The 26,911-nt window shown below is 66.2% G+C and carries 25 protein-coding genes and 1 tRNA gene; 20 read left to right on the forward strand and 6 right to left on the reverse strand.

The annotated features are described in order from the left end of the window. Window positions 1-42: 42 nt before the first annotated feature. The gene (locus SH591_RS12155; protein WP_324749333.1) at window positions 43-885 is read right to left on the reverse strand and encodes an N-acetylmuramoyl-L-alanine amidase family protein; all 843 of its coding nucleotides are present in this window, start codon (window positions 883-885) and stop codon (window positions 43-45) included. A 433-nt stretch (window positions 886-1,318) separates the two neighbouring features. Between SH591_RS12155 and SH591_RS12160 the strand changes: the two genes are divergently transcribed. The 3 genes from SH591_RS12160 to SH591_RS12170 all read left to right on the forward strand — a co-directional run bounded on the left by SH591_RS12160 (window position 1,319) and on the right by SH591_RS12170 (window position 6,139). Further along, the gene (locus SH591_RS12160) at window positions 1,319-3,901 is read left to right on the forward strand and encodes an Rne/Rng family ribonuclease (RefSeq protein ID WP_324749334.1); all 2,583 of its coding nucleotides are present in this window, start codon (window positions 1,319-1,321) and stop codon (window positions 3,899-3,901) included. A gap of 98 nt (window positions 3,902-3,999) precedes the next feature. Further along, window positions 4,000-5,385 (forward strand): M48 family metalloprotease, encoded by a 1,386-nt coding sequence (locus SH591_RS12165; RefSeq protein ID WP_324749335.1) that lies wholly within the window; start codon window positions 4,000-4,002, stop codon window positions 5,383-5,385. A 40-nt stretch (window positions 5,386-5,425) separates the two neighbouring features. Then, window positions 5,426-6,139: a DsbA family protein gene (locus tag SH591_RS12170; RefSeq protein ID WP_322832485.1), complete on the forward strand. Its 714-nt coding sequence runs from the start codon at window positions 5,426-5,428 to the stop codon at window positions 6,137-6,139. Window positions 6,140-6,240: 101 nt separating this feature from the next. Here the strand turns inward: SH591_RS12170 and SH591_RS12175 are convergent, their stop codons facing one another. Together SH591_RS12175 and SH591_RS12180 are read right to left on the reverse strand one after the other, a co-directional pair. Then, window positions 6,241-6,909 (reverse strand): RlmE family RNA methyltransferase, encoded by a 669-nt coding sequence (locus tag SH591_RS12175; protein ID WP_324749336.1) that lies wholly within the window; start codon window positions 6,907-6,909, stop codon window positions 6,241-6,243. Window positions 6,910-6,918: 9 nt separating this feature from the next. After that, a complete protein-coding gene (locus tag SH591_RS12180) occupies window positions 6,919-7,971 on the reverse strand; it encodes a Ppx/GppA phosphatase family protein (protein ID WP_324749337.1) in 1,053 nt (350 codons plus the stop codon). 148 nt (window positions 7,972-8,119) lie between these two features. Here SH591_RS12180 and SH591_RS12185 point away from each other — a divergent pair. From SH591_RS12185 to SH591_RS12200, 4 genes are all read left to right on the forward strand, one after another. Continuing rightward, a tRNA-Gln gene (locus tag SH591_RS12185) sits at window positions 8,120-8,193 on the forward strand. Window positions 8,194-8,304: 111 nt separating this feature from the next. Then, window positions 8,305-9,987 carry a dipeptidyl-peptidase 3 family protein gene (locus SH591_RS12190; RefSeq protein WP_324749338.1) on the forward strand — a complete coding sequence of 561 codons (1,683 nt, stop codon included), beginning with the start codon at window positions 8,305-8,307 and terminating at the stop codon, window positions 9,985-9,987. Continuing rightward, window positions 9,984-10,925 carry a glutaminase gene (locus SH591_RS12195; RefSeq protein WP_322832489.1) on the forward strand — a complete coding sequence of 314 codons (942 nt, stop codon included), beginning with the start codon at window positions 9,984-9,986 and terminating at the stop codon, window positions 10,923-10,925. The genes SH591_RS12190 and SH591_RS12195 overlap by 4 nt, the downstream gene beginning before the upstream one ends. Before the next feature lie 71 nt (window positions 10,926-10,996). Next, window positions 10,997-13,213, forward strand: a complete 2,217-nt coding sequence (locus SH591_RS12200) for a S9 family peptidase (protein WP_324749339.1) — start codon at window positions 10,997-10,999, stop codon at window positions 13,211-13,213. Window positions 13,214-13,415: 202 nt separating this feature from the next. Here the strand turns inward: SH591_RS12200 and SH591_RS12205 are convergent, their stop codons facing one another. Continuing rightward, complete coding sequence (locus tag SH591_RS12205) at window positions 13,416-15,002, reverse strand: amidohydrolase (protein ID WP_416385240.1); 1,587 nt, start codon at window positions 15,000-15,002, stop codon at window positions 13,416-13,418. A 152-nt stretch (window positions 15,003-15,154) separates the two neighbouring features. On the opposite strand from SH591_RS12205, the gene SH591_RS12210 reads away from it, so the two are divergent. The 3 genes from SH591_RS12210 to SH591_RS12220 are packed head-to-tail and all read left to right on the forward strand — an operon-like array spanning window position 15,155 to window position 17,713. Then, on the forward strand, window positions 15,155-16,591 hold the full coding sequence (locus tag SH591_RS12210; RefSeq protein ID WP_324749341.1) for a cytochrome ubiquinol oxidase subunit I: 1,437 nt from the start codon (window positions 15,155-15,157) through the stop codon (window positions 16,589-16,591). A gap of 4 nt (window positions 16,592-16,595) precedes the next feature. Further along, on the forward strand, window positions 16,596-17,597 hold the full coding sequence (cydB, locus tag SH591_RS12215) for a cytochrome d ubiquinol oxidase subunit II (RefSeq protein ID WP_324749342.1): 1,002 nt from the start codon (window positions 16,596-16,598) through the stop codon (window positions 17,595-17,597). Then, the gene (locus SH591_RS12220) at window positions 17,594-17,713 is read left to right on the forward strand and encodes a DUF2474 domain-containing protein (RefSeq protein WP_322832494.1); all 120 of its coding nucleotides are present in this window, start codon (window positions 17,594-17,596) and stop codon (window positions 17,711-17,713) included. Before cydB ends, SH591_RS12220 begins: the two co-directional genes overlap by 4 nt. A gap of 1 nt (window position 17,714) precedes the next feature. Here SH591_RS12220 and SH591_RS12225 read toward each other — a convergent pair whose 3' ends face one another. Next, complete coding sequence (locus SH591_RS12225) at window positions 17,715-18,824, reverse strand: magnesium transporter (protein WP_324749343.1); 1,110 nt, start codon at window positions 18,822-18,824, stop codon at window positions 17,715-17,717. Window positions 18,825-19,135: 311 nt separating this feature from the next. Between SH591_RS12225 and typA the strand changes: the two genes are divergently transcribed. From typA to SH591_RS12275, 10 genes are all read left to right on the forward strand, one after another. Next, window positions 19,136-20,953, forward strand: a complete 1,818-nt coding sequence (typA, locus tag SH591_RS12230) for a translational GTPase TypA (protein ID WP_322832496.1) — start codon at window positions 19,136-19,138, stop codon at window positions 20,951-20,953. A 365-nt stretch (window positions 20,954-21,318) separates the two neighbouring features. Further along, window positions 21,319-21,684, forward strand: a complete 366-nt coding sequence (locus tag SH591_RS12235) for a hypothetical protein (RefSeq protein WP_324749344.1) — start codon at window positions 21,319-21,321, stop codon at window positions 21,682-21,684. A 164-nt stretch (window positions 21,685-21,848) separates the two neighbouring features. After that, window positions 21,849-22,451 (forward strand): LuxR C-terminal-related transcriptional regulator, encoded by a 603-nt coding sequence (locus SH591_RS12240; protein WP_324749345.1) that lies wholly within the window; start codon window positions 21,849-21,851, stop codon window positions 22,449-22,451. A 92-nt stretch (window positions 22,452-22,543) separates the two neighbouring features. Further along, entirely contained in the window at window positions 22,544-23,077 is a 534-nt protein-coding gene (locus SH591_RS12245; protein ID WP_324751377.1) for a fasciclin domain-containing protein, read from the forward strand. Between the two features lie 60 nt (window positions 23,078-23,137). Further along, entirely contained in the window at window positions 23,138-23,347 is a 210-nt protein-coding gene (locus tag SH591_RS12250) for a DUF378 domain-containing protein (protein WP_324749346.1), read from the forward strand. 188 nt (window positions 23,348-23,535) lie between these two features. Beyond that, window positions 23,536-23,658 (forward strand): hypothetical protein, encoded by a 123-nt coding sequence (locus SH591_RS12255; protein WP_324749347.1) that lies wholly within the window; start codon window positions 23,536-23,538, stop codon window positions 23,656-23,658. A gap of 92 nt (window positions 23,659-23,750) precedes the next feature. Continuing rightward, window positions 23,751-24,194 (forward strand): TM2 domain-containing protein, encoded by a 444-nt coding sequence (locus SH591_RS12260; RefSeq protein ID WP_324749348.1) that lies wholly within the window; start codon window positions 23,751-23,753, stop codon window positions 24,192-24,194. A gap of 75 nt (window positions 24,195-24,269) precedes the next feature. Then, the gene (locus SH591_RS12265; protein WP_324749349.1) at window positions 24,270-24,506 is read left to right on the forward strand and encodes a type II toxin-antitoxin system Phd/YefM family antitoxin; all 237 of its coding nucleotides are present in this window, start codon (window positions 24,270-24,272) and stop codon (window positions 24,504-24,506) included. After that, window positions 24,503-24,889 carry a type II toxin-antitoxin system VapC family toxin gene (locus SH591_RS12270; protein ID WP_324749350.1) on the forward strand — a complete coding sequence of 129 codons (387 nt, stop codon included), beginning with the start codon at window positions 24,503-24,505 and terminating at the stop codon, window positions 24,887-24,889. The genes SH591_RS12265 and SH591_RS12270 overlap by 4 nt, the downstream gene beginning before the upstream one ends. Before the next feature lie 86 nt (window positions 24,890-24,975). After that, window positions 24,976-25,305 (forward strand): DUF1905 domain-containing protein, encoded by a 330-nt coding sequence (locus SH591_RS12275; protein ID WP_324749351.1) that lies wholly within the window; start codon window positions 24,976-24,978, stop codon window positions 25,303-25,305. A gap of 168 nt (window positions 25,306-25,473) precedes the next feature. Here the strand turns inward: SH591_RS12275 and SH591_RS12280 are convergent, their stop codons facing one another. Then, window positions 25,474-26,466 carry a hypothetical protein gene (locus tag SH591_RS12280; protein ID WP_324749352.1) on the reverse strand — a complete coding sequence of 331 codons (993 nt, stop codon included), beginning with the start codon at window positions 26,464-26,466 and terminating at the stop codon, window positions 25,474-25,476. Window positions 26,467-26,911 lie beyond the last annotated feature (445 nt).

The raw sequence follows: 26,911 nt of genomic DNA on the forward strand, positions 1-26,911 counted from the left end.
GTCTCTAGACCAAGTGCAGCCGAGCGTGAAGCACAGTCCGTCTCATCGCGCCGCGCTGCGCACATTATGCTTGGCGAAATAGGTTTCGATCGCGCTGCGCATCCCGGTCGCGATCTGCTGCCGCCCTTCGGCCGAATGGATGTAGGCGACGTCCTCGCCGTTCGTGAGGTAGCCGGCCTCGAACAGGATCGACGGAATGTCCGGCGCCTTCAGCACGATCAGCGACGCGAAGCGGTGATATTGCTCGCGGAACGGGAAGAACGGACTCGCCTCGCGGTGCAGCAGCCGGGCGAAGTCGGCGGAGCGGTCCATGCTCTCCCGCAGCGCGAGGTCGATCAGGATCATGTTGACCCCCGGATCGGGGCTGAGCTCGGCGCCGCCGATCAGGCCGGCCTGGTTCTCGCGTGCGGCCAGCAACGCGGCTTCGCGGTCCGACGCGATCTCCGACAATGTGTAGATCGTGGCGCCGCGCGCCCCGTCATTGTTGGGAGCGGCGTCGGCATGGACCGAGACGAACAAAGAGGCACCGACGCGGCGCGCAATCTCGTAGCGGTCGCGCAGGTCGATATAGCGGTCGTCATCGCGGGTCAGCGCGACGCGGACGCGGCCGGACCGGACCAGTTCGTCGCGCATGGCGCGGGCCAGCGCCAGCGTAACGTCCTTCTCGTGCCGTCCGCCGAAGGGCGAGGTCGCGCCGGGGTCGCGGCCGCCATGGCCCGCGTCGATGACGACGATCGGCCGGTTGGGCCCGCGCGCCACCGACACGGGGGGCAAAGGCAGGGGCCTGGGATCCTCGGCCCCGTCCAGCGCGACCGTAACGCTGCCGGGCTCGTCCTTCGCCTCGGGCGCGACGCCGAACAGGCCGAGCAAAGTCGCCAGAAGCATTGAAAGCCATTCCATCCGCCCTATGTGCCGTGGCGGCTGCCCGGCGGTCCACTAAGAAAATGCAGTAGGAACCGCAGCGTTACCGGTTGCTGCTTTTCGCGGGCGATGCTAGCAGTTCGAAATCGGTTCGAAAGAAAACGGAAATTGCTTTCCAGATCGTCGAGCCGAGCGAGTTACGCCGGCGTTTCAGCCGGCCACCTAGGTTGACGCTGCATGAGGCATTTTTCCCCGCAATTCGAACGCCCCCTTTTGGGTTCTGGCGTGGCGGGGACGTTTCGGCCGGCATTAGTGACCGGCCTGCTCCAGGCAGCAGACACACTTTTCTGTACAACCCGGACATCGACGCGCGCCCTTCCGGCGGCGCCTAAGTCCCTATTCGAACGCGTGAGCCGCTTGCTCGCAAGCAAGCCGGCGCGCGCGTGGAGTGATTTCAATGACAATGCGCATGTTGATCGACGCGCGCCACCAGGAAGAAACCCGGGTGGCGGTCGTCAAGGGAAACCGGATCGAGGAATTTGATTTCGAATCGGCCGAGCACAAGCAGCTCAAGGGGAATATCTATCTCGCCAAGGTAACCAGGGTCGAACCGTCGCTGCAGGCGGCGTTCGTCGATTATGGCGGCAACCGCCACGGCTTCCTGGCCTTTTCGGAGATTCACCCCGATTACTATCAGATCCCCAAGGAGGATCGCGAGGCCCTGCTCCGCGAGGAGGCCGAGCATGCCGCCGAGGAAGAGCGCCTGCGCGCCGCCGAGGACGCACATTATGACGATCACGACGACGACGTGATCGAGGGTGAGGTCGTCGAGACCGATTCCGAGGAGGAAGGCGACGAAGGCGAGGAGGGCGAAGAGTCAGACGGCACGCCGCGCGCCAAGCCGGAACAGGCCAGCGGCTCGGAAGAGAATGCCGCCGACGAGCTGCGCCGCAAGCGCCAGAATCTGCGTCGCCGCTACAAGATCCAGGACGTCATCCGGCGCCGGCAGGTGCTGCTCGTCCAGGTCGTCAAGGAAGAGCGCGGCAACAAAGGCGCGGCGCTTACCACCTATCTGAGCCTCGCCGGCCGCTATTGCGTGCTGATGCCCAACACGTCGCACGGCGGCGGCATCAGCCGGAAGATCTCCAACGGCGCTGACCGCAAGCGCCTGAAGGCGATCATGGCCGATCTGAACCTGCCCAAGACGATGGGCTGCATCGTTCGCACGGCCGGCCTTTCGCGCACCAAGACCGAGATCAAGCGCGACTTCGATTATCTCGCCCGCCTGTGGGACGAGATTCGCGAGAACACGCTGAAGTCGGCCGCTCCGGCGCTGATCTACGGCGACAGCGATCTCATCAAGCGCGCCATCCGCGACATCTACAATCGCGAGATCGACGAGGTGATCGTCGAGGGCGAGGAGGGCTATCGCGCCGCGCGCTCGTTCATGAAGCTGCTGATGCCGAGCCACGTCCGGCGCGTGCAGCATTATGCCGACCCGGTGCCACTGTTCCAGCGCTACGGCGTCGAGGACCAGCTTTCGGGCATGTACCATCCGCTCGTCCAGCTGAAGTCCGGCGGCTATCTGGTTATCAATCCGACCGAGGCCCTGGTCTCGATCGACATCAACTCGGGCCGGTCGACGCGCGAGCACAATATCGAGCAGACGGCCTACGCGACCAACATCGAGGCCGCGCACGAGATCGCGCGCCAGCTTCGCCTGCGCGACATGGCGGGCCTGGTCGTGATCGACTTCATCGACATGGAATCGAACGGCCACATCCGTAAGGTCGAAAAGGCCATGAAGGATGCGCTCAAGAACGATCGCGCCCGCATCCAGGTCGGCCGCATCTCGTCCTTCGGCCTGATGGAGATGAGCCGCCAGCGACTGCGCACGGGCGTGCTCGAAGCCTCGACCAAGCCGTGCCCGCATTGCGAGGGCACCGGCCTGATGCGCACCGCCTCTTCGGCGGGCCTGTCGGCGCTGCGCATGCTCGAGGAGGAAGCTGCGCGCGGACGCGGCAGCCGCATCATCCTGCGCGCCGGCCGCGAGGCCGCCGTCTACGTGCTCAACAAGAAGCGTCACGAGATCGCCGAAGTCGAGGCGCGCTACGGCGTGATCGTCGAAGTCCATATCGACGAGAGCCTGGAAGGCGCGAAGATGAGCGTCGAATCGGTCGGGCCGCGCCCGGTCGAGCGGCCGCGTTTCGAGCCCAAGCCGATCGTCGAGGAAGATTTCGACGACGAGATCCTCGAGGAAGAAGAGGACGAGGAAGAGGAAGAGGCGCCCGCCGAGGAAGTGCGCGAAGAGCGCCGCCCGCGCGAAGGCCAGCGTTCCGAGGAGGGCGAGGGCGACCGCGGTCGCAAGCGCCGTCGCCGTCGCGGCCGCCGTGGCGGTCGTCGCCGGGAGGGCGAGCCGCACGAGGGCGAGGACTCCGAGCAGGTCGTCGGCGAGGAGGGTGCAGCCGAGGCCGAAGGCCAGGCCGCGCCCGTCGAAGCCGAAGCCGAAGCGCCCGCCACTGCCGCTGAGCAGGATGATGAGAAGCCGCGCCGCGGCCGCCGCCGTCCCCGTGCCCGCAAGCAGGGCGACGAAGGCACCGAGGCCGTGGAAAGCGTCGTCGACGCAGCTCCGGTCGCAGTAGAGCCTGCCGCCGAGGTTTCGGTCGACGAGCCCGCGGCAGAGGCGGCCGCCAAGCCCAAGCGCAGCCGCCGCAAGAAGGCTGAGCCCGCGGCAGAAACGGCAGAAGCAGCCGAGCCCGTCGAGGCCGCGCCGGCTCCCGCCGCAGCCAACGACGCAGCCGAAGCGCCCGCCGAAAAGCCGAAGCGCCGGAGCCGCGCCAAGAAAGTCGTCGCCGAAGCTCCGGCCGAGGCGCCCGCCGCCGAAACGCCGGCCGTGGCGCCGGTGCCGGCTTCCGCACCGGAAGCGCCGGTGCTCGAACGTCAGGTGGCAGCCGAAGGAAATGGCGCCGATGCGTCCGCCGAGGCCGAGGATGGCGGCCCGCCGCGGCGCGGCTGGTGGCAGCGCACATTCGGCGGCTGACCCACCGCTTCAGTCAAAAGGTGCCGGGGGATCGACGAGGTCCTCCGGCATCGCACTTTCATCTAGGGTTCAGGCGCCGAAACGGATATGCCTTGGCCATGGCTGAGGCTCCCCCGACACGCCGCCGCCCGGGCCATTTCCTGGCCCGGCTGATCCTGTTCCTGACGCTGAGCTTCGCGCTCACGGTCCAGCCCGCCGCGGCCCAATCGGTGCTGCGCGACGCCGAAACCGAGGCCTTCTTCCGCGATATGTCGCGGCCGATCATCGAGGCCGCGGGGCTCCGGCCCGAAAACGTCCAGGTCGTCCTGCTCAACAGCCCCGAGATCAACGCCTTCGTCGCCGGCGGCCAGATCGTCTATTTCTATTCGGGCACGCTGACCGCCGCCGAGAGCGCCAACGAGATCCAGGGGGTGTTCGCCCACGAGCTCGGCCACATCACCGGCGGCCACATCATTCGTATCGGCGAGGGCATGAAGGTCGCGACCGGCATCACCTTGCTGTCGCTTCTGCTCGGCGTCGCGGCGATGGCCGCGGGCGCTGGCGATGCGGGCGCGGGCATCATGGCCGCAGGCCAGCAGGCGGCGATGGGCAAGTTCCTCGCCTACAGCCGCACCCAGGAGGCGACGACCGACCAGGCCGGCGCCAAATATCTGTCCGGCGCGGGGATCACCGGCAAGGGCTCGATCGCCTTCTTCAAGAAGCTGCAGAATATGGAGTTCCGCTTGGCCATCCCGCAGGACAATGGCTATGCGCGCACCCATCCGCTCACCGGCGAGCGCATCACCGCGCTTCAGCATCTCTACGAAAAGGATCCGGCCTGGAACAAGCCGAGCGATCCCGAGCTCGAGAAGCGCTTCCAGCGGATCAAGGCCAAGCTGGCCGGCTTCGTCGGCGATCCCAAGCAGACGCTGATCAAATATCCCGAGAGCGACAAGAGCGTGCCCGGCCGCTACGCCCGCGCTTATGCCTGGCACAAGAGCGCCTGGCCCGACCGCGCCAATGCCGAGGTGGAAAGCCTGCTGCGCGACAGCCCGCGCGATCCCTTCTTCCTCGAGCTCAAGGGCCAGATCCTGCTCGAATCGGGCAAGCCCAAAGAGGCGCTGGAATCGCTGCGCCAGGCGGTCGCGATCGCACCCGATCAGCCGCTCATCTCGGCCCTGTTCGGCCATGCCCTGATCGCCACCGAGGACGAGAAGAATTTCCAGGAGGCGAAGTCCATCCTCCGCTCGGCGGTTGGGAGGGACAATTCCAATCCGTTCGCCTGGTACCAGCTCGGCATCGTCTACGACCGCGAGGGCGATACCGCCCGTGCCGCGCTGGCGACGGCGGAGCGCTACAATCTCGAAGGCTATTCGAAGCTTGCACTGGCCAATGCCGAGCAGGCGATGAAAGGCATCCCCACCGGCAGCCCCGACTGGATTCGCGCGCAGGACATCGCCATGGTGTCGCGGACCGACGTCGAGAAGAACAAGAAGAACCGCTGACCGGGCCGCAGGGCCCCGTTTTGCGGCCGGAGCGTATTTCATGAACAGGAGAAATATGGTGGGGGCAGGCCTCGTCGGCTTGGTGATCGGCGGTGCCGTAATGGCGCTCGCCGGGCAGGGCACGAAATTCTCGGCCGACCCGGATCGGGCGCGGATCGAGAAGATCGTGCGCGAATATATCCTCGCCAATCCCGAGATCATCCCCGAGGCGGTCGACCGGCTCCAGGGCAAGCAGATGGCCAAGGTCATCTCCGAGAACCGCGCCGCGATCGAGACGCCCTTCCACGGCGCCTGGGCGGGCGCGCCGAATGGCGACGTCGTCCTCGTCGAATTCTTCGATTATGCCTGTGGCTATTGCCGCAAGAGCAATCCCGACATCGAGCGCCTGCTCGCCGAGGACAAGAAGCTGAAGGTCGTGTGGCGCGAGCTGCCGGTGCTCGGCCCGGACAGCCAGGCCGCGGCCGAGGTCAGCCTCGCCGCCGCCAAGCAGGGCAAGTTCAAGCGCTTCCACGATCAACTGTTCGCGGCCGGCCGGCCCACCGCCTCGGCCGTCAAGGCGGCCCAGGTCGCGACCGGCATCGTCCCGGCGCCGGGCTCGCCCGAATTCCACGCCGAGATCGAGAAGAATTACGAGCTCGCCCGCGCCATCAACGCGACCGGCACGCCGACCTTCATCGTCGGCGACCAGGTGCTGCAGGGTGCGGTCGGCTACGAAGCGCTCAAGGAAGCGATTGCGAAGGCCCGCGCTTCCTGAACGTCGCCCCGGCACAGGCCGGGGCCTCAGGACGAGTTTAGCGCAATCTCGTCACGAGATCCCGGCCTCCGCCGGCATGACGTGCGGCAGCAGAACGACGCTCAGCTTTGCGCGGGGCCCTTGAAGCCTTGGGCCACGACATACCATTCCGACGAGCCCTTGCGGCTGGCCGGCGGCTTGGCGTGCTTCATCGTCGTGAAGTTGCGCTTCAATTCCGCGACGAGCTGCGAATCCGCGCCGCCGGCCAGCACTTTCGCGACGAACGCCCCGCCCGGCCGCAGCACTTCGGTCGCGAACAACAAGCCGGCCTCGACCAGCGCCATCGTGCGCAGATGGTCGGTCTGGGGATGGCCCACGGTGTTGGCCGCCATGTCGGAGAGGACCAAATCGGCGGGGCCGCCGAGCGCCTCCTTCAGCAGGTCCGGCGCCTTGTCGTCCATGAAATCCATCTCCAGGATGGTGACGCCGTCGAGCGGATCGGTCGGCAGCAGGTCGATGCCGACCACGATCGACTGCGGCAGGCGCTGGCGCACGACCTGGCTCCAGCCGCCGGGGGCGATGCCGAGGTCGATGACACGCTTGGCGCCCTTCAGGAACCCGAAACGCTCGTCGAGCTCGATCAATTTGTAGGACGCGCGCGAGCGATAGCCCTCCGCCTTGGCGCGTTTCACATAGGGGTCGTTCAATTGCCGCTCGAGCCAGCGGGTCGAGCCGGCCTTGCGCCCCTTGGCGGTCTTCACCCGGGTTCGGAGGCCTTTATCCTGTACCATCAGGAGCGCTTATATCGGATGGCCGTCGCGCGCCATGAGCGATCGCAGGATTCCTTCGCGGATGCCGCGGTCGGCGACGCCGAGCGTCTTGGCCGGCCAGATGTCCATGATCGCCTCCAGGATTGCGCAGCCGGCGACGACGAGGTCGGCGCGCTCGTGGCCGATGCAGGGCAGCTCGGACCGTTCGGCCAGCGACATGCGCGACAGCATCTGGCTGACCGCGCGCATCGATTCGGCCGGCACCATCAGCCCGTCGATCGCGCGCCGGTCGTAGCTCGGCAGCGCCAGGTGCACGCTGGCCAGGGTGGTCACCGTGCCGCTCGTGCCCATCAGCCGGATATTGTCCTGCGCCTCGGGCAGCATCAGGACGAAGCGGCTGAACGCGTTCTTCACCCGCTCGCGCATGCGGACATAGGCCGCCATCCGCTCCTCGGGCGTCTTGAAGTCGCGGCCTTCGCTCTCGGTCAGCGAGACGACGCCCCACGGCGCGCTCCACCAGCATTTGATCTTGGGATTGTGGCCGTCGGTGTCGATCAGCACCAGTTCGGTCGAGCCGCCGCCGATGTCGAAGATCAAAGCCGGGCCGTCGCCGGGCTCGAGCAGGCGGTGGCAGCCGAGCATGGCCAGCCGCGCTTCCTCCTCGGGCGAGATGATGTCCAGCGCGATCCCGGTCTCCTGGTAGACGCGCTCGACGAAATGGCGGCCGTTGACGGCGCGGCGGCAGGCCTCGGTCGCGACCGAGCGCGCCAGCGAGACGCGGCGCCGGCGGAGCTTGTCGCCGCAGACCGACAGCGCCGACAGCGCCCGGTCGATCGCCGCATCGCTGATCCGGCCGCTCGCGGCGAGCCCTTCGCCGAGGCGGACGACGCGCGAAAAGGCATCGACCACGACGAAGCCGCCGTCGACCGGACGCGCGATCAGCAGCCGGCAATTGTTGGTGCCGAGATCAAGCGCGCCATAGGTGTGTCTTGGGGAAGGCCGCCGCTCTGTCGGGCGGGCCGGGGCCGCACGGTCCGGGGCCGTACCCGATGCCTGCGGAGCGGTGGCGGCTAGCTGCGCCATGCTCGTACACTCTTATATTCTCGTTCAGGCGGCGGGGGCCGCCGCCTTTGACTTGCCAGCCAAGGTATAGCGAAAGCCGCCGTGCGGCAACCCGCACCCCCAGGCCCGTTGACAGCCCCGCCGCAGCCTCCTATTTCGCCGCCCACGCTGCCCCGTCGTCTAATGGTAAGACTACGGATTCTGATTCCGTCTATCGAGGTTCGAATCCTCGCGGGGCATCCATCTCCTTGCATCGATAAGCCGAAAGCTGCGTTGTCCGCGCAGGCCATGCCGCCGCCGTTCCAATCGGCGCGCCCTGCGGCTAGAGCTGCCGTTCGATCGGAGGAGAATGCGATGCGCACAGTGATTTTGGCTGCCCTGGCGGCGACGACCGCGGCCTGCACGACCGGCCAGGCGATCGAGCCGCCCTCCGCCATCGCCGCCCCGGCCGCGGCCAAGGATAGCTACTACCTCGCCGCCTCGCGCACCAAGATCGCGCGGATCGAGATGGCGCCGGACACGGCCTTCTTGAACGGCGAGGAGCGGCAGGTGGTGAACCTGCTCATCCAGGCGGCCGAGCTGATGAACCCGATCTATCTGCGCCAGCGCTCGGTCCGGAATCCGCAGACCCGGCAGGCGATCGAGCGTTCGCGCCGCGCCGACCAGCCGCTGCTGCTCGACATGTTCGACCTCCATTTCGGCCCGTGGGACACGCTCGCCGAAAACCATCCCTTCTGGGGCTCGCAGCCGATGCCGCCGGGCGCCGGCTTCTACCCGGAGGACCTGACCAAGGAAGCGTTCGAAGCCTATCTCGCCGCGCATCCGGCCGAGAAGGAAGCGCTGACCAGCGGCTATACGGTGGTGAAGCGGCAGGGCGATCGGCTCGTCGCCGTGCCCTATAATCAGGAATATAAGGAGTGGCTGGAGCCGGCCGCGCAACTGCTCGAGAAAGCGGCGGCGACGACCAGCAACGCCAGCCTGAAGAATTTCCTGAACCTCCGCGCCAAGGCCTTCCGCACCAACGATTATTACGAATCGGAGCTGGCCTGGATGGACGTCCAGGGCACGCCGATCGAGGTCGTGATCGGGCCCTATGAGGTCTACACCGACACGCTGATGGGCACCAAGACCGCGTTCGAGGCCTTCGTCACCGTCCAGGACCCGAAGGAAAGCGGCGCGCTCTCGCATTACAAGGAGTTGCTGCCCGACATGGAGCGCAATCTCCCGGTCGAGGCGCGCTACAAGAACTTCAACCGGCCGTTCAATTCGCCGATCCTGGTCGCCGACCAGGTCCATGGCGGCGGCGACAACGTGCCCGGCGTGCAGACGGTCGCCTTCAACCTGCCCAATGACGAGCGCGTGCGTGAGGCCAAGGGCGCCAAGAAGGTGATCCTCGCCAACGTGCTCGGCGCCAAATATGACCGCATCCTCGCGCCGATGGCGGGCTTCGTGCTCGTCCCCGAGCAGGCCAAACTGGTCAGCAAGAAGTATATGACCAACGAGACCTTGTTCCACGAGCTCTCGCACAGCCTCGGGCCCGGCACGATCACGCTCAACGGGCGCCAGACCACGGTCAACGCCGAACTGAAGGACCAATATTCGGCGATCGAGGAAGCCAAGGCCGACGTGATGGGGCTGTACAACATCCTCTACATGATGAAGCGCGGCGAGCTCCCCGCCGCCGAGCGCGAGGAGGCGCTTGCCACCTACTTTGCGGGGATCTTCCGGGCCGTCCGTTTCGGCATCGACGAGGCGCACGGCCGCGGCGCCGCGACCCAATATTCCTATCTGAAGGAGAAGGGCGCTTTCGCGTGGGACGGGCAGCAGCAGCGCTTCCGGATCGACTATGCGAAGATGGAGACCGGTCTGCGCGATCTCCTCGCCGATTACATCCGGCTCCAGGGCAATGGCGATTATGCCGGCACCAAGGCTTTCTTCGATCGCTACGCGCGGCTCGATGACGACGCGCGGACGGTGCTCGCCAACGCGGCGCACATCCCGACCGACATCCAGCCCGATTATCCGGAGCGCGTATGAGCGGCGCCGGCCCGATCGACCTGCAGGCCGTCGTCGACGAGGTCTTCGCTTATGTGGAGACCTATCGCGGCCACGGCCATGTCGCGTCCTACATTCCCGCTCTGGCGGAGGCCGACACGCGCAAGCTCGGCCTCGCGGTGGTGCTCAACGACGGCTCCAGCTTCACTGCCGGCGACGCCGACGAGGCCTTCCCGATCCAGAGCGTGGCGAACGTCTTCAGCCTGTCTCTGGCGCTGCAGCAGGTCGGCGCGATCCTCTGGAACCATGTCGGGCGGGAGGCCGCCGGCTCGCCCTATAACAGCCTGTTCCAGCTCGAGGCGCAGAAGGGCAAGCCGCGCAACCCGCTGATGAATGCCGGCGCGATCGTGGTGGGCGATCATCTGATCGGCACTGACAGCGCCGACGTGGCGGTGAGCGAGCTGCTCGATTTCCTGCGCGATGGCGCGGGCGACGAAAGCCTCGCGATCGACGAAAGCGTCGCCATGTCGGAATCGCAGGCCGGCCACTGGAACCGGAGCCTTGCCCATTTCATGGCCGCCGCTGGCAATCTCCACCATCCGGTCGAGGAGGCGCTGTCCATCTATTTCCGCCAGTGCGCGATCTCGATGAGCTGCACCCAAATGGCCCGGGCGGCGCTCTATCTCGCCAATGACGGGCAGCATCCGCTGACCGGAGAGGCGGTGCTGACCGCGTCCAAATGCCGGCGGATCCTTTCGCTGATGCTGAGCTGCGGTCATTATGACGTGTCCGGCGATTTCGCCTTCCGCGTCGGCCTGCCGGGCAAGAGCAGCACCAGCGGCGCGATTCTGGCCATCGTGCCGCGCGTCGGCGCGGTCGCGGTCTGGTCGCCGGGCCTCACGGAGTCCGGCATATCGCTGGCCGGCACGGTCGCGCTGGAGCGGCTGGTCGAGCGGACCGGCTGGTCGATCTTCGCCTGAGCGCTCGGCTGGCCGTCCGCGCCGCGATCGGCTAGGCCGCCGGCAGGTTAGAGCGAGAGGGTTTGCACGCGATGAGGAAGACGATCGGGCTGCTGGCGGCGGCGGCAAGCATGTTGGCGCTGGCGGCTCCGGCGGCTGCGGAGGACCTGGCGCTCGAGCGTACCTTCCAGAGCCCGTCGCTGAGCGGGCCCACGCCGCGCCTGCCCAAATTGTCGCCCGACGGCCGCCTCGCCACGCTGCTGCGCAACCGCGCCGACGACAAGGACCGCTACGATCTCTGGGCGGTCGACACCGCCACCGGCGTGTCGCGCATGCTCGTCGACAGCGCCAGGATCGGCAGCGGCGGCGAGATCTCCGAGGAAGAGAAGATGCGGCGCGAGCGCGCTCGCATCGCCGGCACCAAGGGGATCACCGCTTACGCCTGGGCGCCGGACGGCCGCTCGATCCTGGTGCCGCTCGACGGCGATCTTTATCTCGCCGCCCTCGACGGCAGTGTCCGACGCCTGACCGACACGAAGGAGACCGAGGTCGACTCCAAGGTCTCGGAGACCGGGCGCTTCCTTTCCTTCGTGCGTGACAAGAATCTGTTCGTGATCGACGTCGCCAGCGGCGCCGAGCGGCAGCTAACCCGCGATGGCGGCGGCACTCTGAGCTGGGGCTCGGCCGAATTCGTCTCCCAAGAGGAGATGGGCCGCAACACCGGCCATTGGTGGTCCCCGGACGACCGCATTCTTGCCGTCGCGCGCGTCGACGAGAGCGAGGTGAAGGTCGTCACCCGCGCCGCGATCGGCGCCGACGGCACCAACTTGTTCGAGCAGCGCTATCCCGTCGCCGGCAGCGCCAACGCGACGGTCGACCTCTATGTGATGGCGCCGGACGGCAGCGGCCAGGTCAAAGTCGATCTCGGCGCGGACCCGGACGTCTATCTCGCCCGCGTCGACTGGACGGCCGACGGCAAGGCCTTGCTCGTCCAGCGCCAGAGCCGCGACCAGAAAAGGCTCGACCTGCTCCGCGTCGATCCCGCCACCGGCCGCGCGAATTTGCTGTTCAGCGAGACTGCGAAAAGCTGGGTCAATCTCCACGACAATCTCAAGCCGCTGAAGGACGGCAGCCTGATCTGGTCGTCCGAGCGCTCGGGCTTCCAGCATCTCAATCGCTGGAACAAGGGCCGCTGGACGCAGCTCACCAAGGGCGCGTGGGAAGTGAACGAAGTGGCCGGCGTCGACGAGCAGGCGCGCCGCGTCTATTTCACCGGCGGCTTCGACAATCCGGACGAGCAGCATCTCTATTGGGTCGGCCTCGACCGTCCGGGCAAGCCGGTGCGCGTGACCGAAGCCGGCTGGAACAACAACGACGTCGAGATGGACGCGCGCGCCACCCGCGCGCTCGTCTTCCGCTCGAACCCCAACCATCCGAGCCAGGTCTATCTCGCCGACGCGGGCGGCCGCCGGCTCGCCTGGATCGAGGAGAACAGGCTCGATGCGGCGCATCCCTACGCCCCGTATCGCGACAGCCATGTCGCTGCCCAGTTCGGATCGCTTCCGGCCGCGGACGGCACGCCGATTCCGTACAAGATGCTGTCGCCGAAGCGCGAGCCCGGCCGGCGCTACCCGGTCTTCATCGACGTCTATGCCGGGCCCAGCGGCGGCCGCGTCGTGCGCGACTGGAACAGCCGCACCCCGCTCCACCAATATCTGGTCGACAAGGGCTGGATCGTCTTCTCGGTCGACGGGCGCGGCACGCCCCGCCGCGGCCGCGAGTTCGCCGACGCGTTGTACCTCAAACTCGGCAGCGTCGAGGTCGAGGACCAGCTCGCCGGCGTCGCCTGGCTGAAGCGCCAGGATTATGTCGATGCGGACAGGATCGCGGTCAACGGCTGGTCCTATGGCGGCTATATGGTGCTGAAGCTGCTGCAAGCGGCGCCGGGCACGTTCGCCGCCGGCATATCGGGCGCGCCGGTGACGCGCTGGGAGCTGTACGACACCCATTATACCGAGCGCTTCCTCGGAAACCCGTCCACCGATCCCAGGCCCTATCAGGCTGCCGACGCGCTCGCCGACGCGGCGAAGATGAGCGATCCGCTGTTGCTGATCCACGGGATGGCCGACGACAATGTCGTGTTCGAGAATTCGACCGCGCTCATGGCCAAGCTCCAGGAAGCGCAGAAGCCGTTCGAGCTGATGGTCTATCCCGGCGCGACCCATGCCGTCACGGGCGAGGGCCGCCAGACGCATCTGTGGAAGACGATCGAGGACTTCCTCGACCGACGGATGAAGGAGGCGCGCTAGCTCGGCCGGTCATTGCAAGGAGCGCAGCGATGAAGCAATCCAGGGGGCGTCGCGGTAGGCTGGATTGCTTCGCTTCGCTCGCAATGACGGCCTTCGGAGTGCGGATGCTTGTTCCCCGGCGCAAGCCGGGGTCCAGCCGTCCGTGCCCCCTGGGCCCCGGCTTTCGCCGGGGAGCAGGTCATGCACGGGGACAGGTTATGCGTTACTCGTTCCCCGCCGCCGGCGGCGGCGGCGGGGCCGCGTCCAGCACCGGGAACTTGATGCCGAGCTGGTCGAGATAGGTCGGGTATTTCGCCGGGTCGTAGTAATATTTCTGCAGCTCCGGCTTGTAGCGCGCCATGATCTCGCGGTTGATCTCGGTGGCCGGCTTGTCGCTGGCCGAAATCATCGGGACGTATTTCTGGTCCTTGGTCTGGACCTTGTCGAAATAGTCCTGCGCGGCCTGGACCAGCTTGGGCTTGGTGAGCAGGTCGAGCGTCGTCATGGCGATGACTTTCGCGCCTGCGACCACGCCCTTGTGCGCGATCGGCGTCGCCATCGCGATCGCGTTCGACCAATTGTGGCCGGGCAGCTCGGGGATGTTGGACGGATAGCCGAGGGTGATCGTCGGCACGACCCAGCTGACGTCGCCGATATCGTCCGATCCGCCGCTCTTGGGCTCCTCCAGCGGCGGCTCCAATTTGTCGAGCTTCACCGCGAGGCCCTCCTGCTTCTCGGCGCCGACATTCTTCTGCACGATCTTGGCGAAGGCCTGCTCGTCGGCGGTCCATTTGGGCAGCCCCACCGCCTGGATGTTGGCGTAGGCGGCTTCGGCGATCGGCTTGTTGAAATGGCGCGGCGCGGCGGTGCCGAGGATGCGGCGGGCGACCTTGGTGCCGGTCATCAGCGCGGCGCCGTCGGCGATCTGATTGCCGAGTTCGAAGCTCTTGCGGATGCGGTCGAAATCCTGCTCGCGGAAATAATACCAGACCGAGGCTTCGGACGGCACGACGTTGGGCTGGTCGCCGCCGTCGGTAATCACATAATGCGAGCGCTGCTCGGTGCGCAGATGCTCGCGCTTCATGTTCCAGCCCATGTTCATCAGCTCGACGGCGTCGAGCGCGGATTTGCCGCGCCATGGCGCGCCAGCCGAATGGGCGCTCTCGCCGCTGAACTTATATTCGACCGAGACGAGGCCGGTGCCGCTCGGCTGGCCCCAGCTCGTGCCGAGATTGTTGGAGACATGGGTGAAGAGGACGGCGTCGACATCCTTGAACACCCCCTCGCGGACCATGAAGGCCTTGCCGGCGACCAGCTCCTCGGCGACGCCCGGCCACAGGACGAGCGTGCCCGGGATATTCTCGCGCTGCATCAGTTCCTTCACCGCGAGCGCGGCGACGATGTTGACCGCCTGGCCGCTATTATGGCCCTCGCCATGGCCGGGGCCGCCCTCGACCATCGGCGCGCGATAGGGGATACCGGGCTTCTGCGAGGCCTTGGGAATGCCGTCTATGTCGCTGCCCAGCGCGATCACCGGACCGCCGCTGCCGTGGCTCCAGCGCGCGACCCAGCCGGTCGGCAGGCCGGCGGTGCCGCGCTCGACGGTGAAGCCGTTCTTCTCGAGCAGGTTGGTCAGATAGCGCGAGGTCTCGACTTCCTGGAAGCCGAGCTCGGCGAAGCTGAACACCGAATCGTTGATCTCCTGCGCGAGCTTCGCCCGCTGCTCGACTCCGGCCACGGCGCGCGCCTTGAGGCCGCTCGGCGCCGCTGCGGCTGGGCCTGCCAGCGCCGCAATCGCCGCGCCGACCATCATCGTCTTCCTGATCACATCCGTCCCCTTGCCTGTTCTTTTTTCTGGCCCTGGGACAGGAATGGAGCGGGAGAGGCGGGGGTGCAAGCCGGCTAAGGGAGAGCGTCCAAATTGCACGCGCATCGGCGGCGCGAACTTGCTAAGGGCAAGGCATGAGTGATGCGGAAACGGCATTGTTGCTCGCGCGGCTTCAGTTCGCCTTCACGATCTCGTTCCATTTCATCTTCCCCGCCTTCTCGATCGGGCTCGCCAGCTTCCTCGCGGTGCTCGAGGCGTTGTGGCTGAAGACGGGCAGGGAGATCTATCTCAACCTCTTCCGCTACTGGCTGAAGATCTTCGCGATGGCGTTCGCGATGGGCGTCGTCTCCGGGATCGTCATGTCCTATCAGTTCGGCACCAACTGGTCGGTCTTCTCGGACAAGGCCGGGCCGATCATCGGCCCGCTCATGGCTTATGAGGTGCTGACCGCCTTCTTCCTCGAAGCCGGCTTCCTCGGCGTCATGATGTTCGGAATGAACAAGGTCGGGAAGGGGCTCCATTTCGGCGCGACCCTGATGGTGGCGATCGGCACCTTCATCTCGGCCTTCTGGATCCTGTCGGTGAACAGCTGGATGCAGACCCCGACCGGCTGGGCGATGAACGATCAGGGCCAGTTCGTCCCCGGCGGGAGCTGGATCGACATCATCTTCAATCCGAGCTTCCCCTATCGCCTCGTCCATACCGTCATCGCCGCCTATCTTACCACCGCGCTGGTGGTGGGCGCGGTCGGGGCCTGGCACCTGCTTCGCGGCCGCGACCTGCCCGAAGTCCGCACGATGTTCTCGATGGCGATGTGGATGGCGGCCCTGGTCGCTCCGGTCCAGATCTTCGTGGGCGATCTCCACGGCCTCAACACGCTCGAGCATCAGCCCGCCAAAGTGATGGCGATGGAAGGCCATTTCGAAAGCCATCCCGACGGCGCGCCGCTGATCCTGTTCGGCCTGCCCGACGACGAGCGCGAGACGGTCCATGCCGCCGTGCAGATTCCCAAGCTCTCCTCGCTGATCCTGAAGCACGATCTCAATGCCCCGCTCGACGGGCTGAAGACCGTGCCCAAGGCGGACCGACCGTCGGTCGAGATCGTCTTCTGGTCGTTCCGCGTGATGGTCGGACTCGGCTTCCTGATGTTCGCGCTCGGTCTGTGGAGCCTCGTCGCGCGCGCGATGAAGCGCCTCTATTCCTGGCCGCTGCTGCACCGCTTCGCGCTGGTGATGGGGCCGTCGGGATTCGTCGCCGTGATCGCCGGGTGGATCACCACCGAGGTCGGCCGCCAGCCCTGGGTGGTGTACAATCTCCTGCGCACCGCCGATGCCGTCTCCCCGATCGCGGCGCCGGGAGTCAGCGGCTCGTTACTCGCCTTCGTCATCGTCTATTTCACGGTGTTCGCGGCGGGCACGGTCTACATCCTGAAGCTGATGCATCACGCGCCGCATCCGGGCGAGACCGGACCGGCCGAGGCGCCGATCCGCACGGCCGGCATCACGCCCTCGGCGGCGGTGCCGCACGGCGAACCCGATCCGCGGCCCGACCGGAGCGAGGAGGCGAAGTGACGCGATGAACATCGATCTCACCGTCGTCTGGGCCTTCGTGATCGCGTTCGCGGTCGCGGCCTATGTCGTGATGGACGGGTTCGATCTCGGCATCGGCATCTTGTTCAAGGGCTTCAAGGTCGGCCGCGAGCGCGACCAGGCGATGAACGCAATCGCGCCGCTGTGGGACGGCAACGAGACCTGGCTGGTGATGGGCGGCGGCGGCCTGATGGCGGCTTTCCCGCTCGCTTATTCGATCATCCTGCCGGCGCTTTACGTGCCGATCATCGTCATGCTGCTCGGCCTCGTCTTCCGCGGCGTCGCCTTCGAGTTCCGGTGGCGCGATCCGGGCCACCGCGTGTGGTGGGATGCCGGCTTCTCGGTGGGCTCGCTGGTCGCGACGTTCGCCCAGGGCGTGACGCTCGGCGCCCTGCTCCAGGGCATTGCCATAGAAGGCCGCCATTATGCCGGCGGCTGGTGGGACTGGCTGACGCCGTTCAGCCTCCTGACGGGCGCGAGCCTGTGCGTCGGCTACGCCCTGCTCGGCGCGACGTGGCTGATCTGGAAGACCGAGGGGGAGATTCAGCGCGACGCGACCCGCTTCGCGCGCTGGCTGTTGCCGGCGATGCTGGCGGCATTCGGGCTGGTCAGCCTGGCGACGCCGTTCCTCGAGGAGAAATATCACACGCGCTGGTTCGACGTGCCGGGCCTTTACGTCGCGATCCCGATGCCTTTGCTGGTGCTGGTGACCGCCTTCTTCCTGTGGCGCAGCCTGCGCCGTGGGGTCGACTATGTGCCGTTCCTGCTGACGCTCACCCTGTTCCTGCTGGCGATGGCCGGCCTTGCCGTCTCGATGTGGCCGGACGTCATCCCCGGCCGTCTCTCCATCTGGCAGGCGGCGGCCCCGGAAAGCAGCCAGATCTTCATGCTGGTCGGCGCCGCCGTGCTGATCCCGCTGATCCTCGGCTACACCGCCTGGTCCTACTGGGTCTTCCGCGGCAAGGTCGGCGAAGAAGGCTATCATTGAGCGCGGAGGCGCCGCGTCCGATATGGCGGCGCCTCGCCTGGTTCGTGGCGATCTGGGCGGCGAGCGTCGCCGCGCTCGGCATCGTGGCCTGGTTCCTGCGGCTCTGGATCGCCTGAGCTAGAGCAACAGCATCGTCGACAGCGACAGGAAGATGCCCATGCTCGCCACGTCGCTGGCGGTGGTGAGGAAGATGCTCGATGCGGTCGCGGGATCGGCGCCCAGTCGCTTCAGCGTCAGCGGGATGAGCGCGCCGGCGAGGCCGCTGATCACACAGCTCGCGACCATCGCCACCATCACGACCAACCCCATCAGCACCGGATTGGCCTCGCCCTGCATCCGCGCATAGATGAACATGCCGAGGCCGGCCGTGATGCCGACCAGCAGGCCGTTGAAGAACCCGAGCATGCCCTCCTTCATGACTAGCTTGCGTTCGAGGCCCGCCTTGACGTCGCCGAGCGTCATGCCGCGCAATGCGACCGCCAGCGCCTGGCAGCCGGTATTGCCCGATTGCCCCGCCATCACCGGCAGGAAGACGGCGAGGATCACGAGCTGCGCCAGCGTCTCTTCGAACACGCCGACCACGGCTGCCGCGACGAAGGCGGTGACGAGATTGACCTGGAGCCACGGGTGGCGGAGCAGGAGGCTCCGCTTCAGCGGGGTGGCGAGGCGCTCCTCCTTCTCGACGCCGACCATGGCGCCGGCCTGGGCGCTGATCTCGATCGCCTGCTCGGCGAACAGAGCGTCGCCGCGGATCAGGCCCTTCAGCACATGGTTGGCGTCGACCACCGGATAGACCGGGAAATGCTTGGTCAGTGCGGTCTTGAGCGCGTCGGCGAGCGGCATCGTGTCCCGGAAGGCGAACACATTGTGGAGCATGATCTCGTCGAGCCGCGTGTCGGGCTTGGCGAGCAGCATGTCGCGCATCACGACGAGGCCGAGCAGCCGGCCGCCTTCGTCGGTGACGTAGCAATAAGTGATGAAGGCGGCGCGGGTGAGGTCGCGCAGCTGCTCGACCGTTTCCCGGACGGTCATGTTCGGCCCGAACACGCCGACGGGCGGCGACATGAGATCGCCCGCGGTCATCCTCTCGGAAGCGGCGCGCCCCTTGAGATTCAGGCGCTTGGCGATCGTTTCCGGCGCGATCGTCTCTGCTTCGACTGGAGTGGTTGCTGCCGGCGGCTCGATTGTCATCGTGGCGGTTCCGTCAATCCCGGGGGTGGTCGTCATCAGATCACTCCGTCCTGCTGAGGCTCGTGTAAATTGGCTGAGAAAGTCCGTTAGGACAATCGATTTCGTTTGCAGGCCGGGACGGTGCGACGGCGCCGCGTTGATCGTGACAATTCGTGCGACGAACTTGCCGTTCGCGCGTCCGATCCCGGGAAAGACTCGGTTATTATTGGGATCTGGCCATGATCAACATGAACCGACAATCGAGCGTGGTTTTGTCGTCCTGTTCAAGCATTGCGACGGGCTGCCCTTGTTGCGCCGCAATATAAAGCGTATAGGCGCGCCACATTTCGCTCCATCGGGAATTTTGAATGAGTCTTCGCAACGTGGCGATCATCGCCCACGTGGATCACGGCAAGACGACTCTTGTCGACCAGCTTCTCCGCCAGTCCGGTACGTTCCGTGACAACCAGCGCGTCGACGAGCGCGCCATGGATTCGAACGATCTCGAGAAAGAGCGCGGGATCACGATTCTCGCCAAATGCACCTCGGTCGAGTGGAACGACACGCACATCAACATCGTCGACACGCCGGGCCACGCCGATTTCGGTGCGGAGGTGGAACGAATCCTCTCGATGGTCGATGGCGTCATCTTGCTGGTCGATTCGGCCGAAGGCCCGATGCCGCAGACCAAGTTCGTCACCGGCAAGGCCCTGGGCCTCGGCCTCAGGCCGATCGTCGTCGTCAACAAGATCGACCGCCCCGACGCGCGCCCGGCCGAAGTGCTCGACGAATGTTTCGAGCTGTTCCTGAGCCTCGACGCCAATGACGAGCAGCTCGATTTCCCGGTCCTCTACGCCTCGGGCCGCAACGGCTATGCTGGCGAGACCGACGACGTCCGCTCGGGCGACCTGCAGCCGCTCTTCCAGAAGATCGTCGACCACATCCCCGCGCCGGGCCTCGACACCGAGGGCGAGTTCAAGATGCTCGCGACCCTGCTCGACCGCGACCCGTTCCTGGGCCGCATGCTCACCGGCCGCATCGAGAGCGGCAAGCTCGACGTCAACATGCCGATCAAGGCGATCGACGTCGACGGCAAGCTCGTCGAGGACGGCCGCGCCAGCAAGGTGTTCGCCTTCCGCGGCCTCGAGCGCGTGCCGGTCGAGAGCGCGCAGGCGGGCGATATCGTCGCCATTGCCGGCCTCTCCAAGGCGACCGTTTCCAACACGATTGGCGCCGTGACCGTGTCGCAGCCCGTGCCCGCGCGTCCGATCGACCCGCCGACGCTGGCGATGAGCTTCGCCGTCAACGACAGCCCCTATGCCGGCCGCGACGGCGACAAGGTGCAGAGCCGCGTCATCCGCGACCGCCTCGAGCGCGAGGCCGAGACCAACGTCGCGATCCGCATCTCTGTGAGCCCGACCTCGGACGCGTTCGAGGTCGCCGGCCGCGGCGAGCTCCAGCTGGGCGTGCTCATCGAGACGATGCGCCGCGAAGGCTTCGAGCTGTCGATCAGCCGCCCGCGCGTCCTGTTCAAGGACGGCCCGAGCGGCCGCGAGGAGCCGTATGAGACGGTCGTCATCGACGTCGACGACGAGCATAGCGGCACGGTCGTCGAGAAGATGAGCCTGCGCAAGGCCGAGATGACCGACATGCGCCCCTCGGGCGGCGGCAAGACGCGCCTCACCTTCAGCGCGCCCTCGCGCGGCCTGATCGGCTATCATGGCGAATTCCTGTCCGACACGCGCGGCACCGGCATCATGAACCGCCTGTTCGAGAAATACGGCCCCTATAAGGGCGTCATCCAGGGCCGCCAGAACGGCGTCCTCATCTCGATGGAGCAGGGCGAGGCCGTGGCCTATGCGCTCAACATGCTCGAGGAGCGCGGCATCCTGTTCATCGCGCCCGGCGAGAAGCTCTACGAGGGCATGGTGATCGGCGAGAATGCCAAGCCGCAGGACCTCGAGGTCAATCCCTTGAAGTCCAAGCAGCTCACCAACTTCCGCGCCTCGGGCAAGGACGAGGGCATCCGCCTCACTCCGCCCAAAAGGATGACGCTCGAGCAGGCGATCGCCTACATCCAGGACGACGAGCTGGTCGAAGTCACGCCCAAGAGCATCCGCATCCGCAAGCGCTACCTCGATCCGCACGAGCGCAAGAAGCAGAGCCGCAAGTCGGAAGCGGCGTAAGCCGCAGCCGCCAAGCCTAAGGCCGCCGGCGCGCATGCGCCGCCGGGCTTGGGCGAGAGACGGCGGAGGCCGGCCGGCGGGGCGCCCCCGGCGAGCCCGTCCGACGTCACGGGATTTAGGCCCGTGACGGCCCGCGCCCGACGCGCACCCGTTTAGCCCCCTTGCGTCACCCCGGACCTGATCCGGGGTCCCGCTGCCTGTTGTGCGCGAAGGCGCGAAGGCGCGGAGAAGAAGCGGGATGCCGGATCAGGTCCGGCATGACGGGCAGGGCCCTCGCGCCGGAGCCGCACAACCTCGCCCATCGCCTCCGCATTGACTTGAAGCCTCTTTTCGTCGGATGTTCGGCCATTCGGGGGGAGACGGCGATGCGGCTGGTTTCATTCATGTTTCTGGGCGGGCTGCTGGGCGCCGCCGCTTCAAATTCCGCGTCGGCGCAGGCGCCCGATCCCGAGTTCGACGCCGCAGCGGGCCAGTACATTGCCTGCATGGTCATGACGGTACGCATGGGCATGACGGTGAAAATGGACCCAGGCACATTCAAGACGGGCTTCGACAAGGCCTGCAAGCCGCAGGAAGCGCGCTTCCGCGCGGCCGCCATCAAGCAGGCCATGGCGAGCGGCCGGAGCGAAGCCGAGGCCGAGGCGGAGATCGAGGGCAATATCGTCCGCGGCAAGGCGGCCTGGGCCGCCGACCAGGAGACCTACATCCGCACCGGCAAGGTGCCGCGTTAGGGCTGGTTGCTGGGGTCAAGGAAGGGATCGATGCGCCGAGAAGATCGGGGACACGGACGAAGTAAAGGTGCGGCTGGAGTCGCTTTTTGAGGGCGATTTTTGGCCGCTTTCCGACATCGGCTTGCTGAGTCGCCTGCCACGGGCGGGCGCGCTATGATGACGGCGTGGGCACGAACGAGCAGATTCTCGAGAGTATCGGTGTCAGCCCGATCGCAACGGTGATTACCAACCCCCGGCGATCGGACAACCCCGTCGAGGTCGCCAACGCTGCTTTCTGCGCGCTTACCGGATATCCTGAGCAGGAGATCGTTGGTCGCAATTGTCGCTTTCTTGCCGGAGCGGGAACGGAACCCTGGATTACAGAGCGGATCCGAGAGGCCGTGCGCGCGCGCCACTCGGTACTGGTCGACATCCTTAATTATCGCCGCGACGGCACGCCATTCCGCAATGGCGTCCTCGTTACACCTATGTTCGATGGCGAGGGGGATCTCGCCTGGTTTCTCGGCTCCCAGGTCGACCTCGGAGCGGACTCCGAGCCGCAATTCGCGGCCAGGCGTGCCCGCGCCTTTTCCCTCGTGAAGAGCCTGCCAGCACGGCGCAGGCAGGTCCTGGAGCTGATGGCGCGTGGGCTCCTGAACAAGCAGATCGCCTGGGAACTGAAGCTCAGCGAGAAGACGGTGAAGATGCACCGCCGCCTGCTTCTTGAGCAGCTTGGCGTGCCCACTTCCACCGATGCAATCCGGATTGCCGTCGAAGCCGGGCTGTAGATGCAGCCTAAAGGTCGTATGGCTGTGTGTGCGCCGTCATTCTAATTCTGCACCTGACGCCCACTGGGGCGGTTAGGAAAAGGATGACGACCATGAATCGACGCTTTGGATCTATCACGATCGGCCTCGCCGTCGCGTTTGCGGTGGCACCGTCGACGGCGTTCGCGGGTGGTCCCGCCAAGGCCAACATTGTCACCACGGCGGTGGCTTCGAAGGATCACCAGACACTCGTCGGCGCGCTGAAAGCGGCGGGCCTGGTCGATACCCTCGCCGGCAAGGGCCCATTCACGGTCTTCGCGCCCACTGACGCTGCTTTTGCCCGCCTACCGGCTGGCGCCGTCGACAAGCTTGTCGAGCCCGCCAGCCGCGACCAGCTCAGGGCCGTGCTGACTTATCATGTCGTACCTGGAAAGGTCACGTCGGCCGATCTCGTCAAGGCGATCAGGGACGGCGGAGGCAGGGCGGCCTTGAAGACTGTTCAAGGCGGAACCATCACCGCGAGCCTGTCTGGCCGCTCGGTCGTGCTTACCGATGCGGCTGGCGGCACGGCGACGGTCACCAAGGCTGACCTCGTTCAATCCAACGGTGTCATCCACGTAACGGACGCTGTGTCCTTGCCCATGTAGCCGCCTTGGCGCCGGCCGCTTCCAGCGGCCGGCGCAACGCTGTCTGAAAGGAATGAATCTATGCGCGCTATCAACGCACTGACGCTTGTCTTGCTGATCGTCGGCGGGCTCAATTGGGGCCTGGTCGGCCTGTTCGGATTCGACCTGGTCGCCGCCCTGTTCGGCGAAATGTCGATGCTGAGCCGGATCGTCTACACGCTCGTCGGCGCCTCGGCGCTTTGGCAGATCGTCCCGCTGTTCCAGGGCGAGAAGCGCCTGGCGACGGCATGAGCAAACGGGAGGCGGGATCCCGACCCCGCCTCCTGGCTTCGTCGATCGTTCTCCACGAAGCGCCTGTGCGGAATGCCGTCGGCGACCCTGCGGCCTATGAGTAGGGCGGGGCGGCGGCGGCCGACGCGGCCCAGCGCGATCCGGCGGAGAGCTTCTTCCGCTTCGACCTTTCCTATCGCGGCGAACTGGTGCCCGCGCTGCCGCTCGACGAGTTCGTGCCGTTCCGCGACGGCGAGCGGCCATGGACCGACGCCGGGGCGGACGTGGTCAATGAACAAGGGCAGCCGTCTTCGCGCGATTCCCGCCCCTGAAGTCGCACCCCTTTTTCTCGCCGCATGACGCCGGAGCAAATTGCCAAAACCGGCCCGTCTGCGCATGATGGTCCCGGGATCAGGGGAGATTTATGCGCGGACAGGTACTTGGGGTGGACACGCGGGCGGGCGAGGGCGTGATCGCGGGCGACGACGGCCGCCGCTACCGCTTCAAGCCCGCCGACTGGGCCGAGCGGGGCGAGCCGGCGATCGGCATGCTCGTCGACTTCGAGCCCGACGAGAGCCGTGCGCTGACCATCTTCCCGGTCCCCGGAACGGCGCCGGCGGCGGCCGTGCCCGTTGCCGTCCCGGCCGACCGCAACAAGTTCGTCGCCGCATTGCTCGCCTTCCTGCTCGGGCCGCTCGGCATCCACCGCTTCTATGTGGGGCGGACCGGCTCCGCGATCGCGATGCTGGTGCTGAGCCTGACCGTCGTCGGATTGCTGGTTTCCGTGCCGTGGGCGCTGATCGACATGCTGCGCTACCTCATGATGTCGCACGGCGAGTTCGAGACGCGCTACGCCCGCAAGACCTAGCGCCGGCGCGCACGCGGAGGAGACGGGGGATCGGGCGGCATTGAACTTAGTCAACATGCGGACTAAGCTCGGGACATGGCCATCGTCAGCGTCCACGAAGCGAAAACGCACCTTTCCCGCCTGATCGAGAAGGTCCTGGCCGGCGAGGAGATCGTGATCGCGCGCAACAAGGAGCCGGTGGTGCGCCTCGTCCGCGCCGCGCCGCCGGAGAAGAAGCCGCTGCTCGGGGCGCTCAAGGGCCAGGCCCTGATCGACGATCGCTTTTTCGAACCGCTGCCGGAGGACGAGCTGAAGGCCTGGTACGGCGAGTGAGGCTGCTCCTCGATACCCATGCGCTGCTTTGGGCGCTGGAGGCCAGTCCCAAGCTCTCGCCCAAAGCGACACAGGCCATTGCGGAAAGCGACGACGGGATATTGGTCAGCGCGGCGTCGATCATGGAAATCGCGCTGAAGCATCGGCTCGGCAAATTGCCCGACGCCGCCCGGCTGGTCGCCAACTGGCAGGTCGTGTTCGGAAACCTCGCCGCCGAGCCGCTCTCCGTGTCGGTCGAGCATGCGGCGCTCGCCGGCTCCCTCGACATTCCGCACAAGGACCCGTTCGACCGGCTGCTGATCGCCCAGGCGCGGATCGAAGGCGTGCCGATCGTCTCGAACGAAAAGCTGTTCGACGCCTTCGGAGTCGCGCGGATCTGGTAGCCGGACCGGACGGACGGCCCAATGTCGCGTCCGGCCTGGGAAGCGTGCCGGTTGCGCGCGGCCTGGGGTTGGAGCACCTTCCAGCCATGCCTCCGGCCGACGTCACCATCGTTCCTGTCGCCGCGCCGCTGCTCGCCTGGCATGCCGAGGGCTATGGCGACATGGCCTATGTCCGGATCGAGGGCGAGGCAGCCGAGGCGATCGGCGCACACGCCTTGGTCCGGCGCCTCGAAACCGGCCGCCGCCGCGGATTCGGGTCGGTCAAGGTCCATGCCGAACTGGGCGCCAGTCGCTGGTCGACTTCGGTCTTTCCGCAGAAGGGAGGCGGCTGGTTCCTGCCGGTCAAGAAAGCCATCTGCCGCGCCGAGGGGATCGCGGCCGGCGATCCGGTGACGGTGCGACTGGAGCTGCTTTGACGGTCCAGTCCCGTCGATACGCCTGCCATCCGGCCGTCCCCCACATGTTCGTGCGCTCGAACCCGACTGGCATGCCATTCAAATGACTACCCCGGCATAGGGCGTTGCCCGATCAGGCGACCGATCCAGCGCCTGCATAAGCGGCGGACAAACGGGCGTGCGCCCGTGTCAGGGCGCTAGGTCCGCTTTCGACCCAATTCGGACATTAGCGTTTCCTACTGGGGCTTCTTGGCCGCTGCCCATTCGGGCGCTCCGCTCTGCCGCCCCCCGACTGTCCTCGAACGTCACCTTGGTAGGCCACCGCCTGCTGATGAGGTCATAAAGCGCGCGGAAGTCTCGTCGCCATGTGTCCCCACCCTGTGGTTGATAGACCCCGAAGCTGACCTCGTTGAAGCTAGGCATGCCTTGCACGAAGATGTTCGTCCCTGTCTCGTTGCAGAGGCTAATCTGAAGCCACGGAAAGTCATCGTCGGTTCTCACGTCGCTTCTTACCGACCAGTCGCCGGAGCGCCGGAATCTCTGCATCTCGGCTTCAACGTTTCGCCATTGATCAACATCAACACGGAGGTCGAAACTGGCTGTCAGGGCGATCGACGTTCCACCACCGCGTAACGGGTTATGGCAGCTTTGGTCTGCACTGGCATGCGGGATGATGACTGCCGCCACGACAACGCCAGCCGCAGCAACCGATAGCAAGCTGGCTCGCAGCGGCGCCGAAGTTTCCTCGCCTTGTTCTTCCGTCGGCGCACTTCGCCGAACGATGAACCAGAACACCAACGCCGCAAAGACGCCGAGCAGGCCGAAGAACCCAATCAATGCGAGGCTTTGCATCCAACCAGCGAGGGTATAGCGGCCATCAATGACGGTCGCTGTGCCACCAACTGACGCTTGGTCAGGTGCGCTCGCGAGGACAAGAAGGGTAGGGATTACCGCACCAACGACAAAGCCCATGGCCGCTGCCACCATTGGGGTGTCGTTCCGAGCCGCGCGCGCAGCCAAATACACCGGCAATCCGAGAGAGACGGCTACGATCGCAACAATGACGAATGTTGGCGTGAAGACCCCGATGCCGCCGAGCATCAACGCGAAGACAGCGGCGGCAGCGCCGCTCGCAACGATCAGCCCAGCGGCGATGGTTACAGCGCGTTGATAATGCATCATGCTCCCCCGCTATGGCGCGGCTTGGCACGAAGCAATGTCCGCTTTCCACCCAATTCGGACATTGGCGGCCCGTTGAGCGATCGAAGCCCAGGAAAATCCGGAACAGGTGGAAAGACGCGTCTTGCTCGGCTGCCCCGGCGCGCCAGACTTCGTGTTGCCTAATCCCGTCTGTTGTTGAATGCGCCGCGATCGACCGCCTCTCCCAGTGCCTTGCTCGCAATTGACCGGCGCTCCTGCCACTCTCGGGCGGTTAGGCATGTTTTGATGGTTTTCGTTCTTGTGCCCAGTACGGGTGAGCTCCTGCATATGACCTTTTCTTCAGCGGGCGTACTGGCTTCCGGTACGACTTGAGTCTGTGCAGCAAGCAAAGCGAACATCATACCAATCATTAGCGTTCCTCATTGTAAGATCATTACTTCATGTCATGGTCATGATACTGGCACGT

Origin of the sequence: Sphingomonas sp. LY54 (genome assembly GCF_035594035.1) — a bacterium.
Classification (GTDB): Bacteria; Pseudomonadota; Alphaproteobacteria; order Sphingomonadales; family Sphingomonadaceae; genus Allosphingosinicella.